The organism is Shewanella sp. GD04112, assembly GCF_029835735.1.
Classification (GTDB): Bacteria; Pseudomonadota; Gammaproteobacteria; order Enterobacterales; family Shewanellaceae; genus Shewanella.
In genome coordinates this window covers 113823-129297 of sequence record NZ_JAOEAL010000003.1, presented here as the reverse complement: position 1 = coordinate 129297, position 15475 = coordinate 113823, and the positions used below count along the sequence as shown (strand labels likewise).

Sequence of the window (15475 nt, the reverse complement as noted above, 5' to 3'; positions counted from 1 at the left end):
CTTGTTGCAGATGACTTGGTAATATCATGACAACTGTCTAGAACCACGGTGAACAGCTCCTAGACAGCCAGCCCCCGCAAGGGGGCAACTCCCTCCACCAAATCCAAGTGTTAAATTAAAGAAGGTGGCACAGGAACGCTGCGTAACTTCACTTTATAATTCAGGCCAAATGCCCCCTGTTGCGAATACAAAATGAAAACACTTAGCCCCGTCAGTAAATGTGCTGGGTTTTGTCATAATTATTTTATGTTTCATCAGTATGCTATTTCGAATACATTTATTTTACTTTATAAAGAGATAGGTTACTCGTGAAACAGACATCGCTAAAATACAAAGTCTCAATCTGTGCCTTAATTGTTTCAGCCTTAATGGGATGTAATTCAGATAATGACTCACCAACTATTCCCCCAGAAGTGGAAAAACCAATTCCCGTCACTTTGTTAACTTACCTACCAGCAGCATCAGAATTTGGCAGCTCTGATGCGTCAGGAGCGGTAGCATTAGACGATCAATTTATGATTGTGGCCGATGATGAAGTAAACGTATTGCGAGTTTATCCGCGCCAACCGTTGACCTTAGACGCTCCGCTAAACATAGTGAAAGAGTGGGATTTCCGTGAAGTGTCTGGGTTATCTAAAGAACTGGATATTGAGGCACTGACTTGGTATGCACCAGGTAAATTACTGGTAGTTGGCTCCCACAGTAATAAGAAAGACGGCGGTGAAGCCGTGGCTGATCGGGGTCATATTGTGGCGGTCAGTGTTACTGGCAGTGGGGCGGAAACAGAATTCGAATATATAAGTAAATATTCTCAACTGGAAAACGATCTGATCCAATGGGATAACGATAATGGTCATGGAAAAGGGGCAGGCTATTTAGGTTTTAGTCGCTCTGCCAGCGCCGGTATTGCGCCAGAAAACGTCCATGGCTTTTCTATCGAAGGGGCAACCGTTAGTCACGATGGTAATAGTTTACTGCTCGGTTTTAGGGCCCCACAACTGGATCAACGGTTACGCAATAAAGCACTAATTGTGCCAGTGACCAATTATTTACAACTGATTGATGGTAGTGCCAGCAGCGCTGTTTTTGGCGAGCCAATGGAATTGAACCTGGCAGGTCGGGGGATTCGTGATATCAGTCGCTGGCAAGATGATTACTTGATTATCAGTGGCCCTGCGACGGCCTCAGTGAATGAGGTTCCAGATAACTTTGCCCTATACCGTTGGCAAGGTGGCAACGCTGAGCCAATAGCGCTGAATAACGATCTGGAACAATTACGAGCGATCAGCAAGGGCAGTATTGAAACCTTGGTGCAACCTTTGTCTGAGCAAATCATGAGCGCTGGTTCTCGGATACAACTGCTGCTCGATAATGGTGATTCCGTTTGGCCTGGCAAAACTGCGGTATCCAAAGATCTACCCGCCAGTGAACAGCAATTTCAAGGGGCTTTTATGACGTTGGGTCAACAAGCCACAGATCAGCTAGCGCCAAGTCTACTCAAACAATTCCCAGCCAATCAGACTGTAGGGGTTAATACCGATACCCGTATTGAATTAAGTTTTGATGAAGGGATCACTCTTGGCGATGGTGCGCTGGCGATTTATCATGGCGAACAACTGATCAATCGTTACACCAAAGATAGCCCTGAAGTCTCCGTCGTCTTTAATCGCCTAGTGATCCGCCCAAGCTCACCGTTAGACTATTCAAAGTTTTACGCGATGCGTCTAGAGGGCACGCTGATCACTGACAATGCCGGCAATGCATTCAATGGTGACCAACTGGGTCTGTTTGTCACTGCGGGTGAGCCTACTCGCTTAGAGGCTGGCGATATCCAGTTTGTGGCGGGTAATGCTGAAGCGCCGGATGCGATTGCCTTTATGCTGATGAAGAGTATCAATGGTGGTACGCGTATCACCTTCACCGATCGTGATTACTATGAGGCCAAAGGTGCCTTCTGGCATCGCAAAAATGATGCTCCTGCCTTAAATGAAGGTGTATTTATCTGGACCGCTGATCGTAATTTGAATGCTGGTGACATCATCACTATTCAAACCGATACCGTCCTCAGCCCAATTGCCGATATAGGCCAAGTGCTCGGTTCACCATCGGGATTAGGTAAAGAAGAGACCATTTATGCCATGATCAACACTGAAATAAATGATCTATCTGATGGGATGGCGGGTGAAATTACCGCTCCAGGTACCTTCCTAGCGGCTCTCACCCTTGGCGGTCAAAGTGGTAGTGATATCCCCGCAGGGATCAGCAACTATCACCTGAGTTTTGTGCCAGAAAATGGCAAAGCAGATCAAACCAATGCACTGTTTGATGTGGCAACGTGCGGTCGTACTCTTGCAGAGGTCAGCAGTAATCTGCATAACGGAGCTTGCTGGAAAGTGACCTTTAAATCTCAAGGTGCCAGCGGTTTTCCTTTGTATGACAATGGCAGCTTGTTCGCAAAGCCACTGATCTAACGCTATAACACTGATGCAGCGTTTTTATCTTTGAAATAACCGCTCCTGAGCTAGCCTTAGGGCGGTTTTTTCGTTATGAGCCGATTTGACTTCCTCCTCCTTCGTAGTCGCGTAGTACGATGATAGAAGATGAGGGGATGTGAACGGCTCTAAATTATCATGCCCAAGCATTCATCACTAAGCTATGGCGTTCTTCGCTGAGTACCTGCAAATAAATTTCCGTGGTCTTGCTGTCACTGTGCCCCATGAGTTGGCTTATCACATGTAATGGTACTGGCGGATTAGCCGTCACCAGCGCCACGCCAAAACCATGGCGCAAGCCCTTCCCTGTCGCTTGCGCCCCGACAATTCCCGCTCTATCCATCACCCGTTTAACCAAACGGTAGGCCGTGGGCCGACTCATTGACCACAATGGCGCATCGATAACGAGATCACGGCGTAGCTGTGAGCGTAAACCAAACACCAAATCCAAGTGTTCAATTAACGAGGCAGGCACTGGGACGCTGCGGAACTGTGCTTGCTTCAGCCGCCCTTGTTGGTCGGTTTTGTGTTTCTTTAAGCTGTGGATCACAATCGCACTATCGTTGATCATCACGCGCCTGGACGTGATGGCCAAGGCTTCAGACGGACGGCAACCGGTGTAATGCAGGACATGGCAAAACATCCTATCGCTTGGCGATTCCAAGGCGCTGGTATCGAGGAAACGTCGGCGCTCCTCACTGGTCAAATAGAGCCTTTCACCATCAGGACTAAACAGGCGCATTTGTGGGAGAGGAATAAAGTCTTATACAATGACAGGTTAGTGTAGGAAAAGCATCTTACACACATAAATAACTCTGGAAAATAATCACCCACTGGCCATGCTGTATGTATAGCCAGTGGGTATTGAGAGGGATTTATGTCAGTTCTTATACATTCAGATGATGTTTTTAAAGAAACGGAGTTAATAGCGAATAGTGATGGCTTGTTCCAGTGCTCTCCACTTAAAGACAATATTGGTTCTTTACCCACGTTGTTTACCAAAGAAGGAGCCTTTAATCACGAAGCCAATAGCTACTTCTTCTATCAGAAAGCCATTAAGCAAGCCAAAGACTTATCGCCTTGCGCCCAAGCTCTCCAAACCTTCTATCAGTTTTTAGAAGATAACAACCTCCGTTGGGATCACTTCCCACCTGTTAAACGCTTAAAGCCAACCTACCTCTTTCGCTCACATCTGCTCAAGCAGATCAATAGCGGGGAACTAGCTCACTCAACCGCCAGCGTTCGGATGAACCAAATCGTTAACTACTATAAGTGGTTGATGTATGAGGGCTACCTGATAGTCAAAAGCGAAAAAGAAGCGCCGTTTAAGATGGAGTATGTTTCTGTGCAAAGCACAGGGATGCTGGCCCACGTATCTCCAACATTCACCGTGCAGACCAGTGATCTACGAATTAAAGTGCCGAGAGACAGTAGCAGCAAGAACATAAGGCCGCTCACACCCCTGAGTAACGATTCGCTGGGCATATTGACCTCGTATCTGCCTCAAGCATCCATTGAACTACGCCTTCAGGTGCTGCTTTCTATTGATACCGGAATGCGGATCAACGAAGTCGCCACACTCACCCTTGATGCATTAAAGACTGCCATACGACTTGCTGAAAGTGAGCACCGCTATGAACTGACGATTTCACCACAATTGAATGGTGTTCAAACCAAATATGCCAAGCAAAGAACCATTGAAATATCAACCGAACTATTAGCTCAGTTAGATGATTACCGCACCTCTGAACGGCGCTTACAGCGTGTGACAAAGCTAAATAATAAACTGGATAATTTATTTGAAGTGGCATCGGTTCTGAAACGGGAAGCCGTTGATGCGCTGGAGCGTTGTGAGCGCCACGAACCTCTGTTTGTCAGTGAACAAGGTAATCCGGTAACCGCAAAGTCCATCGAAGCAAGGTGGTCAGAGTTACGCAGCGTAATTAAAAAGTCACACCCCACCTTCACCCACCGTTTCCACGATTTTCGCTCGACCTATGGCACTTACCGCCTCAGCGACCTACTCGAAGCCGGACTCCTTGATCTTGAGTGTATGGAACTGTTGATGACGTGGATGGGACATAAAAATGAATCGACCACCTGGAAGTATTTGCGCTTTCTTAGACGGAAAAAGGCTTTCAAGGTCAAGTTTGGCATCCTTGATAACATCATGCACAGCGCATTACATAACGAACAAGGAGGTGAAAATGAGTAAAGTGGAATATCTCAGCGGTTGGCAGCCAGAGTTGTGTATCCAATTAGACATACATAGCATTCAAAAAGCGGACTTTAACCGTTTTCTTGTCAAGCACTTTCCCTCTACGCAGTTATTGCAACAGGGCGGACATTTTGAAGATGCTGACCGAGAGGGCGCTATTCTTCAGTTAAAAAAGAGTTTCGATAAAGCGATTGAAGAAGGCGGCAGTCATCACTCCTTGTACCAAGTCTTTTCTACCGCATCCTTGTATCTCAGGTGGTGTGATAAGCAGAGTGTCAACGCATTCACCCAATGCTCTGTTGAAGGCTATATGTCTCACCATAATGAGGGTTCGCCGGGATTCTGGAAATTTCCGCCAAATCTAACTTAATTAATTGTTATTATTAAACATTGACTAACTTTACATTTTTGGCGCGTTGGGCAAATTTAGCCTAGGTGGATTTCATCCCTAATTTTGCCGTTTGCAAATAGTACGGATTCCGCCATAGATTTCCTCTTAATTTCACGAAACTATCAACTTTATAGTGTGCGTTATTCGCTCATAAATGGCAATCAAAATGCGTTTGCAGCAATAGCTCCCATTGAAATTGGATCTGTTGTTAACAGCTTTTGAGTTGTTTCTAGTGTTTTATTGCCGAGCATGTAGTGAATATGTGCCACATCATAACCTTGGCGGTGAAGCGCCACCGCAAACGCTCTACGGCCAGATAACACACTCGGAGACTCAATCCCTGCATTATTGAGCAAAGTCTTTATGTGGCGGTTTAGCGCATCACACGAATAGCTATCGCTACCCGCTAGCGTTTGTTTTCGAACGATAGAAAATGGTTTGTTTTGGTATGAATAAAACAGGGAATTATCAGGATCAAGCCCTCGATACTGGTCAGGGTTATCACCTAGGCCAATTCTGTTTTTAACTCGGTAAACCAGATATTGATTTAGAAACTCGCATAACCTGGGATTAGACAGATAAAACTCGCGCTCTACCCCTCTGACAGTATACGACCTGTTTAATCTGCCCGATTTATTCAGTACGTCTTTTAGCTGAATACGGTTTATCTCAAGCGTTGTGCAAGCCGAACCAAAGAAGAAAGCCAGCAAACATTGATCGCGCTCAGGCTGTTTGCTGTTTAGCTTTGTGACTTTAAATAGCCAATCACGCTGCGGCTTTTCGATTAATTGCGGTAATGCCATTGTCTGTATTTCTCATTTTTCAGTGAGTGATACAGACAACACTAACGCCAATAGTCACGGTTTTAAAGTAGCGCGGCCAGCCATTCAAAGCCTTTCACGGAAAGCAATGTTTTCAAAAATTCACTTCACCACTTTTTTGTCACAATTTAGATTAATTTTGTCAACTTTAGAATTTAACCTTGGCCATTGCTGCGTCTTAAATTATGACGATAGTGCCACAGCCCACGAAAAACTGGTTCCAGCGTTAAAGAACCACTAATCATATTACTCGTCATATTCGTTTGCATTCGGATGTCAAAAAGCTGCACAAGTCATAACAAGTAGGGCTTCGCTCACTACCCAATAGCGATTAACTAACTAATAAATATAAGATTAAAACTATAATTTAAATCATATTCTTTGATTAAAAACACCAAGGTTAGCGCATCAACAGAAAACACCAAGGATAAGATCTTAATTGTCAGGCCATAACCCCCGTTGCTATTAATGATTGCTATTAATGATGCCAGCCCCACATCCAACGCATCAAAATGCGCATTTTAATGTTTAACTAAATCGCATACCGGCGAATCGGAATGTAAAAAGGGAGCCAATGGCTCCCTTTTTTATTTCGGTTTGTTTAATGCAATCTTAATTACAGTGGGCTTCCCTACCGGAACGGCTTCGTAGTCGGTGCTAAAGTGTTTGCTTAGTCCGGCTTGGCCTTTCTTGGCAGGCATGTACGTAATCATTTCTTGGGTATCTGGAGTCTCGACAACCACAAAAATTGAGTTGGTCGATTCCTCGTAGTACCAGATTTTATCCCCTTCTCGCTTGTTAACCTGAAACTTAGACGATTTAAGCCATTTATGAATGAAGTTCATTGGATTTCTCCAACCTTCAAGCCTTATGGCCGCAATTCGCTTAGCGAACCGATAAAACGCATGTGGCGATATGAATAACGGTTTGTCATTCAGCCAATTTAGTTTGAAGTGTTCGCGCAAGTCCTGATTTGAGTTGAGGCTTACATTGCATTGTTTGACAGCAGTAATCTCTTTATGAACAACGCCGCCAATCAGCCTGAGCTTGTAAATAAGCGCAAAGCATATCTCGGCTAGCTTGCCCTCCTGTTCGTTGAATACCATGCGTTCTACGGCGCTTGGATCAGCGAAGCAGTCTGTGAGTAGCTGACTATTAGTAATGATTAAGAACCTAGGTAAATTTGGAATTTTGGATTTCACTTTGTAATCAGCAACGGCATCGACCGCGCACAACAACAAATCTTTCAATCTATCTAATCCTTCTAGGCTTTTAACCTCCATCGAGTAGCGCCCCCCTTGCTGAATGCTGCAAGTTAGCATGTCAGGAGCGTCATGCAGGTGCATGAGTCGTTTTGGTGGTAGCTTATTTTCCATTGATAATCCTGGTTGATTGGTTAACGCGCCCGGAGGCGCATCTTTAAATTAACTAAGCAGCCAAACCTATGGCTGGCTGATAGTTATTGGTTGTCGCTAATGGGCTTATTAGGCCGTTCAATAGCTCTAATCCTAACTCAGTTGGGGTGTCGTGAAACAGTCCTTCGCTGATTAGCTGCTTGATGTGGTTAGAATCGCCAAAAATAGACAAGTGACAATCGGTTAATTTATCCAGCTTGGGAACGCTCCATAGAGTGCCGCCGCTGCCCAAATAAATATCCCAGTTAGTGTTGTTACCTATAAATGCTAAGTCGCATTTACTGATAAATTCCCGTCGCTTTGTGGTAGACAATATCATTTTTCGTTCCTTACTTGATTGGTTAATGCGCCCTTGTGGGCGCATCATTAGTTACAAAAGCTCTTGCCAGTTCATTGCTTGTTCAGGGAAAGCCGCTTTACCTAAAACACGGTATGCATCATCCCAGTCAACGCCTTTGCTATCGCCTTCGATTTCTAGTGGAGGGTATAGAATGAAAACGGTTACACCGTATTCTTCTAAACGCTTCGCTAGTTTGTTCGCTGCCATTTCCCCGGTTTTTGATGCGTCTTTGTCTGCAAAGACAAAAACGTATTCCGTTCCTTCGGCTGGCAACCAATCCCCAAGTAATTGGGCATTGATGCAGCAATTGACAGGCATACGTGTAGCAGCTGCCGCAGCGAGTGTGGTTTCCAGTCCTTCACCGATACCAATTACCTTTGTACCTGCAGGGCTCAATTGAATTGCGCCGCCGCTGATGCTGGTCTGTGGAATTTCAGGTGACATTTTCTTAGGGCTGTTATCAGGGGCTTGCAGTTTGTGTCCATCGAGCGTGATATACGTTCTATGGATTCTGACAGGCACACCGTTTGGATCTCTGATTTGAGCAATGATTGCTGGAAAACGGCCATACAGGGAAAAGTTCTTCTTCCCGTTGGCATCGAGTGTTTCCATGTAATATTCAAGTGAAGGGTGAAACACCACTTCGCTATTCAGATTACCAACATTGCCTAGCCCACGGTTCTGGAAGTAAAGCCTTGCGGGTTCACTTTCAGGGGCTTCTAAGTCAAAGCATTCATTCCAAATGTCAGAAAGCCTCTTGAGCATTCTCACTTTGGTTTGTTTGTCTTTAACGGCTTGTTCCTCACGCTTCTTTTCCCAACGCGCTTGAGCTTTATCAGCCTCAATTTTGGCAGCTTCACTAGCTTGGCCTGAAAGGTCGTAATAACCGACTTCCGAACCGACCAGTTTTACAGCTTCTGAAAACGAAATGCTTCTGTCGTGCATAAGCAGTTCAAAACCATCGTTCCAGACTCCGCAAGTGAAACAGCCTGCGCTACCCACTTCTTCCGCTCGTTTTAAGAGGCGAAATGAGTCGTTAGATTTAGAGTTATGATATGGACACCCGCAAGACGGGCGTTTGTTAGGTGTAAAACCATCACAGGCATCACGAATTGCAGGTATTAAATTACCTAAAATTCGTGGCCATTGGCCGTTAGCCAATGCCTTGATTTCCTGAGTTTCGGTTTTAAATTTTTCTAGTCTAGTGTTCATGTTAATTACTCTTGATTGGTTAGATTAATACCTGCTTGCATAATGCAAGCTGGTTTTTAGGTTTAGGATTAGTCCAGCAAAATACCCTCTGCAATTTTGAAAACTTCATTGCCTAGGTCGCTTAACTGATCCACTTTGATTGCAAACTGCTTACCAAACAGAGATTGCAGAGTTGGGAGATTTAAATCGTTCCCAATCCCGATGCCATAAACTTCGACATTCGAGGCTTGCATTTCTGCTATTAGATTTTTGCAGTATTGGAATCCATGTGGCTGGCCGTCGGTCACGACTAAAACAACTTTTCTATCCTCAGTGCGGGTATAAAGCTGATTTAACGCTGCCCATAGCCCAGTAGCTAATGGAGTGCAATATCCATCGGCAGACGAGCTTGCCAGTTTGGTTAGACATTTTGCAGGGGTTTCTTCAAAACCTTTGAGCGCAATAACACTCTCAGTAGAATTTCCGAATCCCAAGACGCTGGTTTTAACTAAATTGATCTTACTTAGAGCCTCTACCAGTGCGTAAGTCGATTCAACCGAAGTTTGATACGCTTTTCCACACATTGAGTTTGACTGGTCAAGTAAGAGCGTTACCGCAGTGTTAGGCATATCAACCTGACTTTCGTGTTTAAATACACGCATGTCATTTTGCATTAGCCTTAAACCAGCGTTGTTAATTAAGCGTCTACCGCTGCTGCGTCGATCAAGTTGCAATTGCGCTTTTGATTCAACGAGCCCGTGAAGGCGCTGCGCTAAAAACAATGATTCTTTTCTCGCATTCTTCTGAATTGAATCGGCATGTGCAAAATTTTGGTTTTGAATTGGGGCTGGTAAAACACTTGGGTTATACGAAACTTCACGAGGATCAGGTTCGTTGTCGTCCCCTTCCTTCTCTGCTTCGATTTCAGCTTTTAGTGCTTTCTCTAAACTATCTTCAAGATCGCCTGATTCATCATCTAAAAACTCCCGTAAAGCGCTTTTTAACCCGTTTATATCGCCGCTATCATTAGAGCTATCAGCATCGCCGGTATCACCTTGCGAACCTTCGGCACCGTCAGAATCATCGTCGGAGCCGTTGGCATCGTCAGAATCATCGTCGGAGCCGTTGGCATCGTCAGAATCATCGTCGGAGCCGTTAGCATCGTCAGAATCATCGTCGGAGCCGTTAGCATCGTCAGAATCATCGTCGGAGCCGTTAGCATCGTCAGAATCACTGTCCGTATCGTCATCTGAGCTATTAGCATCATTCGACTTGTTAGCCTGTTCATCAAGGTAATCCTCAATGTACTGCATCACTTCTTCGGCCAGAACCGCGCAATCCTTGGTAGATTGTGTATAGCGGGAGTTACCCACGATACCCATTAAAACAGCAGTAAATGCAGGTTCTATACGGGCATCCAGTTCGGTTTTGAAATCCTCAAACTGCTTGTAATACACTTTGTCGTAGCCATTTACGCTAAAACCATAGAAGTAAATTACAAGGTCAATCAGTTTGGCGGTTGTCAGTTCATCCAAATTCAGTTCATCGCCTCGCTTAGTTAAGTGAGAACGTACTTTACTTAGGCGATCATGCGAACCTTTAAGTTTGCGACGCAGCTGTCTCTCGATATACATATCCTCAAAGATATTTCTTAGCGTATTTGTTTTCGCTGAAACACCTTTGATCCACTCATTCCGAAAATCAAAATCTGTGTAAAGGATATGGCCAGTCTCATGCAAAGCGTAGCCATAAGACAAAGCAGCAAGCTCAACATTTTTAGTATCAATGTAGGGCAACTTAATGTGCCAGGTCGAGCCGTAACGCCCCACTTCTGCACTGTTACCGCCAATTTTTACTTTGATACCTGTTTGATTTGCTAATGCGCCGATATACATTGGTAGCGATTCAAAAATACTCATTTGTGAGTTCCTTTGGTTTGATTGGTTTGATTAGTTAAATGGCCGCTAAGCGGCCATTCTTGGGGTTGGATTAGTTAAAAAACATCTAACCAGTCCATTGATGTTGGAGTCACAACAGGTGTAGTTGGCTCCGGTTCGGTTGCCTCTACTGGTTCAGCTTCGGTTGTGATATCCACTTCATCATCTTCCGATGATTCAGCAGGTTCCACAGCGATAGCGTTAAGCCCATAAATCAACTGAGGTTGAGTCAGGGTCTTAACCACTGATAGATATTTACGCGCAAATGTCATATCCAAATCACCCTTTTCAGGAGTTTGGTCTAACAGTTCATCAATCATGTCGATGATTGGTTGAACACGCTTATCTAGCAGTGTGTTGGCCAGCAGTTTTGATTTAATAGATTCCAAAATTGGCAAGTCTTTACGGCTTACTCTCAAGCCCCATTTACTCGCAATTTTTTCCTCTAACACATCCAGTTTTTCTTGCGCTTTTGAAGCAACTTCATCGAGCAGAGTGTTTCCGAGGCTGTTAATTTCCTCGTCCATACCATGCCAGCTAAATTGAATTTGCTTATCAATGTACTCTTTCGAGTAAGCGGTATTAATCACGTACTTACCGAAGCCAGCTTGAACCGCCTCGGCTTCGTCAGCCCATTTGGAAATCTGCTTTTCGTAGCCAGTGATTAAGTCTCGTTTAGCGGCATAAAATGACGTTTTAATGTCATTCAATTGGCCGTTTAACCAAGGCAATTTAGCATTAGGTACTAAGTACCCATTGCCAAACTTAACGCCGAATTTGTTACATGCGGCATGAGCTTGGTTTGATAGATTGCGAAACACTTTGATTGACTCAGGATCTATCGAGTTCAAATTGCCCAAATGAGCAATTTTCTTCGATATTTCTGTGTCGAGCCCTAGCATCGAACTTTGCAAGGTACGCTTTGCGTGCCATTGGTTAACAGTTACGAAAACTACGGTGTAATCTTTTGGAAATGGAATAGACATAAATAGCTCCGTGGGGCTACATGAGCCCCTTGATTGGTTGGATTAGATTGGTGTTTTGAGTAGAGGGCCATTTTCAGATTGAAAACGGCAAATTGGTTTTTAGAGATCCCAAAAATCGAAACTGGCTGAGTTGAAGGTAAAGCGCACTCTCGATGTTTCAAGAATGTCTAAACCCACAACTACGAAGTCCAAACCGTCAACCATTGTTTGATTGCCGATAATGAACGTCGTGTGCTGCCCGTTAAATTTCAGTTCTTCTCTGTTTTTGCCGCTCTTGCGATACAGACAAATGTTAGCGATAGAAACCCCCGCACCTTGCAGCGCGACGATTGTTAACGCGATAGTTGGAAGTCGAGTGGCTGAAACAGTTTCCTGTAGCCCCTCAAAACTCAGTGGCGAACAAAGCACGATCTGTTCAACTAGCCCGTCAGGATAAGTACATTTAAGAGTTTTACAGCCATATTCCTGTACCAATTCATATTTGATACAAGCAGGTATGGCAGTATCGACCGTTTTGAGGTGGTCGATTAAATCTTCAATGTTGATCCTGCTGAAAGTCTCAGTCTCATGCTTGAATGTTAGAAAGTATCCGATTTGCATTATGCAGCCTCATTTTCAGAGAATGCCTTGCCGAATACGTCCTCACACAACTCAACAGCCATTAATAATTCAGCCTCAGACAATGAATTGCCATGAGCTTTCATAAAAGCAGCTTTCACGCTGTTCATCCCGGCAGTCTTAGTATTAAGCACTGTCAGGGTGATCCAACGCTTCAACCCACGCATTGACAACATGGTAGATGCCCCGGTTTGGTTAATTACGGCACCTCGAATGAGGTTTGCCACATTAACCATTTCTGAGCACATAGCCTCGTAAGCCAGCAGATTGAATTTAGGGTTTCCTTTAAGCCCTTTGTCAGCACACAGTTTATTTAGGTAGCCTTTCAGCATTCTGACTTCTGCATCTTGTGAAAGATGCTCAACCATAACAACCATGAAACGATCCATAAAAGCCTCGTTCATTTTGTTAGTACCTAGATAGTTACCGTTAGTGTTGCCGTTACCGTTAGTGTTGCCAGTGGCCACAAAACGGAATTCAGGACTTGGGTAGACCCATTCCTCTAATTGAGGGACGTAAATTGGTTTACCGGATACCACTTCATTGAGTTTAATTTGCTCAGATGGAAGCATTGCGTCTGCTTCGTTAAGAAGAAATACGCCGCCCTCTCTCATGGCACTCAGCAAGCCGCCTGCCATGAATTTAGTTTTACCGTTACCAACCGGAACGTGCATACCGAATAAATCAAAATATTCGGTTTTTGCACTGCCCGTTTCTTGGAATAACGGTACGCCAAGCCGAGCTGTTACCTGCTCGATGATTGACGTTTTACCAGTACCTTTGCTACCTGAAAGCCATAGACCGAAGCCCATTGAATCCTGCAAAAACATAAGAATGTCTTGCAGAAGATCCAGCCTGAACAAGTAGTCCTCGTCCACCTCAAAAATTGAGGCTGGCGGCAGTGGCCATTCTTTTACCTGAAATTGTTTACTTGGGTTTGCAAATGGACGGTCTGTGTTTAAAAACAGTGAACCTACCGACTTGCTTACCGTGTTAAACGAAACGTCAGTCCCATCAAATAGGGCAGCATTAGCAGACTTAGTGGCGTGAGCCGCTTGAGCCTCAACTAAAGTGTTTGCGAATGTAGTAGCTAAAGTTTTGATGTTTTCTTGTGTGAACATATTGAAAGTCCTTTGATTGGTTTGGATTGGATTGAGATAGTTAAAGGGTAAAGTCGTAATCGTTTGGGGTTGAAGAAACCGTTTTAATGAGTTCTGCCCTAACACTTTCTATGACTTCTTTTGTAATCGCTTCGCCTTGAGCGCGGTTAATAGATAATCGCGTAGAAAAGCTATCGTTACGTTTGGTTAATGGAACGCTTTGCCCTGTCATTGCGGCTAAATCGTTATAAGCTGTTTGGTAATCAATGCTGCCAGTCCTTCTGGACACTGCGACTTTGACACCAAAACACTCACCCTGCTTAAAGCCACCAAGCAAGTCGATAATTGACTGCTCAATAGCTCTTTTCTGTTTATCCAACGCATCAACTTTCGTTTCCAGAGCCTTCTTGTCACTTAGTACGTTGACTAATTGATAGGTAAGCTCCTTCCATTCCTTAGTGTTGATTGAGTTGGTTAAATCAGGGGTAATGCAATCTCTTTCGAGATCCAGTTCTGGCGGTGTTCTGTTGATGACCAAATCCCAAAACTTAAGGACTTGTTCTTTTAACCAGTCTTGGAAAGCTGGTTCAGGTAAGATTTCAAACGCAAGGGATTGTCTTGTTTCTACGTTGTAGAAAAATAAAACCCCTGATTCAGCTTCACCATCGCAACATAAGAGCTGGTACTGCACTTGCGTGTAGTAAGTCCTAAATGCCAGTGAAAGACGTTTGCGTTCTACAAGTTCATCCCATGTTGACGGTGCCGGACACTTAATCTCTAAGACTCTTTTTTTCTTAGAGTTAACCGATAGGCCGTCAAGACTTGCTATGAATGGATAACCTAATTGGCTTTCGATACATAGCGGAGGGAATTTTTCATTAGTGTGTTTCTCGTATACTGCCCTAGCGGTATCCTCAAACTGCTTCCCCCGAATTACATTGGGGTTACGGTCGAGGTCTTGCTTAGGGAATATTCCGATAATCTCACCCCATAACTGATACGCAGTATCATAGTGGGATGCGCCGATAATAGTGTGCGCGAGACTGGCACCGAGGCCATTTCCACGCCACTCAAGCCAAGACTCAGAGCCTTGGGTAAGCGGGATTATTTTCATTTTGGTTGCCTTTAGACGCAAAAAAGCCCTGATAGAGCGAATCTGCCAGTGAAGATTGGATTAAATTGGATTTGTGGAATTAAAGCGGGTTTGGAATTGAAGCGAGAGTAGTGGCCTGCAACGCTATTACTGAAATTGGCCAGAGTAAAAGCGAGGTTAGAAACTGCATATTATCAGATAAAATCTTTTTGTGTAGCCTTTCATGTCTCAAAACTAACTCAAAACCTATCCTCTGAGACATTTAGCTTAACTAGCTGTATATCATTACTTTTATTAATAAGATGGTACTGATTAGCAACCTGTAGTGATACTTTTGATATTAACGTCTTTTACCGCCCTTTCACCGTTTGATGCAGTAAACCAGTAAGCAACATAACACTGATCCTTTGCCGTCTTTCCTTGCGGGATAAATGCTAAGGCGTAGCCGCTCATGCCGCTAAACAAGGTGCTAAGTTTGATTTGGTCGAGAATGCAAACGCTAGAATCACAAGTTTGATCAAGCAAGGAATTAACCATGTATCCGGTTCAGGCAGTTGGATCAGTGAGACAATGTATTCCCTATTGAAATTTTGCTTAGATTGCCAAGATTGCCATTCTTCAAATTCCCCTGCCAGAAACACATCCAAAGGGTTTTCTGACCCATTCCATCCAGCCAAATGTATCTTCGATAGCTCAGGGATAATTTCGTCACTTACAGACTTTAAAAAGGTGAATAATTCCAAGATTTTATCCGCTAAAAACATTAAATAATAAATGGGTATTAATGCAATTTAAAACAACAAATGCTTGTTATCAACCGATTCCCCCGGATTTCCATGCCTTTTGTGATTTGTATTAAGCAAGCTGCTAACT

14 protein-coding genes are annotated in these 15475 nt (G+C 44.1%); 3 read left to right on the top strand and 11 right to left on the bottom strand.

Going from position 1 to position 15475, the window contains the following annotated elements:
* The first annotated feature begins 308 nt into the window (after positions 1-308).
* Entirely contained in the window at positions 309-2471 is a 2163-nt protein-coding gene (locus tag N7386_RS23345; protein WP_278892715.1) for an Ig-like domain-containing protein, read from the top strand.
* A gap of 157 nt (positions 2472-2628) precedes the next feature.
* On the opposite strand, the gene N7386_RS23340 is transcribed toward N7386_RS23345, so the two are convergent.
* Positions 2629-3198, bottom strand: coding sequence for a site-specific integrase (locus N7386_RS23340; RefSeq protein ID WP_279771440.1), 570 nt, complete (start codon positions 3196-3198; stop codon positions 2629-2631).
* A gap of 171 nt (positions 3199-3369) precedes the next feature.
* Here N7386_RS23340 and N7386_RS23335 point away from each other — a divergent pair, with 171 nt between their 5' ends.
* Entirely contained in the window at positions 3370-4707 is a 1338-nt protein-coding gene (locus N7386_RS23335) for a site-specific integrase (protein ID WP_279771438.1), read from the top strand.
* Positions 4700-5080 carry a hypothetical protein gene (locus tag N7386_RS23330; protein WP_279771436.1) on the top strand — a complete coding sequence of 127 codons (381 nt, stop codon included), beginning with the start codon at positions 4700-4702 and terminating at the stop codon, positions 5078-5080. Before N7386_RS23335 ends, N7386_RS23330 begins: the two co-directional genes overlap by 8 nt.
* Positions 5081-5262: 182 nt before the next feature.
* On the opposite strand, the gene N7386_RS23325 is transcribed toward N7386_RS23330, so the two are convergent.
* From N7386_RS23325 to N7386_RS23280, 10 genes are all read right to left on the bottom strand, one after another.
* A complete protein-coding gene (locus tag N7386_RS23325; RefSeq protein WP_279771434.1) occupies positions 5263-5904 on the bottom strand; it encodes a site-specific integrase in 642 nt (213 codons plus the stop codon).
* A gap of 605 nt (positions 5905-6509) precedes the next feature.
* Positions 6510-7298 carry a hypothetical protein gene (locus N7386_RS23320; RefSeq protein ID WP_014611682.1) on the bottom strand — a complete coding sequence of 263 codons (789 nt, stop codon included), beginning with the start codon at positions 7296-7298 and terminating at the stop codon, positions 6510-6512.
* 52 nt (positions 7299-7350) lie between these two features.
* Positions 7351-7656 (bottom strand): hypothetical protein, encoded by a 306-nt coding sequence (locus N7386_RS23315; protein WP_014611681.1) that lies wholly within the window; start codon positions 7654-7656, stop codon positions 7351-7353.
* Positions 7657-7707: 51 nt separating this feature from the next.
* Complete coding sequence (locus tag N7386_RS23310) at positions 7708-8889, bottom strand: toprim domain-containing protein (RefSeq protein WP_279771431.1); 1182 nt, start codon at positions 8887-8889, stop codon at positions 7708-7710.
* Positions 8890-8957: 68 nt separating this feature from the next.
* Positions 8958-10787 (bottom strand): VWA domain-containing protein, encoded by a 1830-nt coding sequence (locus tag N7386_RS23305; protein WP_259476953.1) that lies wholly within the window; start codon positions 10785-10787, stop codon positions 8958-8960.
* 74 nt (positions 10788-10861) lie between these two features.
* Entirely contained in the window at positions 10862-11791 is a 930-nt protein-coding gene (locus N7386_RS23300; protein WP_248088652.1) for a DUF3150 domain-containing protein, read from the bottom strand.
* A gap of 99 nt (positions 11792-11890) precedes the next feature.
* Positions 11891-12391: a hypothetical protein gene (locus N7386_RS23295; RefSeq protein WP_014611677.1), complete on the bottom strand. Its 501-nt coding sequence runs from the start codon at positions 12389-12391 to the stop codon at positions 11891-11893.
* A complete protein-coding gene (locus N7386_RS23290) occupies positions 12391-13530 on the bottom strand; it encodes an AAA family ATPase (RefSeq protein ID WP_014611676.1) in 1140 nt (379 codons plus the stop codon). The genes N7386_RS23295 and N7386_RS23290 overlap by 1 nt, the downstream gene beginning before the upstream one ends.
* A 40-nt stretch (positions 13531-13570) precedes the next feature.
* Complete coding sequence (locus N7386_RS23285; RefSeq protein ID WP_014611675.1) at positions 13571-14623, bottom strand: lambda-exonuclease family protein; 1053 nt, start codon at positions 14621-14623, stop codon at positions 13571-13573.
* A gap of 428 nt (positions 14624-15051) precedes the next feature.
* Positions 15052-15345, bottom strand: a complete 294-nt coding sequence (locus N7386_RS23280; protein WP_259476955.1) for a hypothetical protein — start codon at positions 15343-15345, stop codon at positions 15052-15054.
* Positions 15346-15475 lie beyond the last annotated feature (130 nt).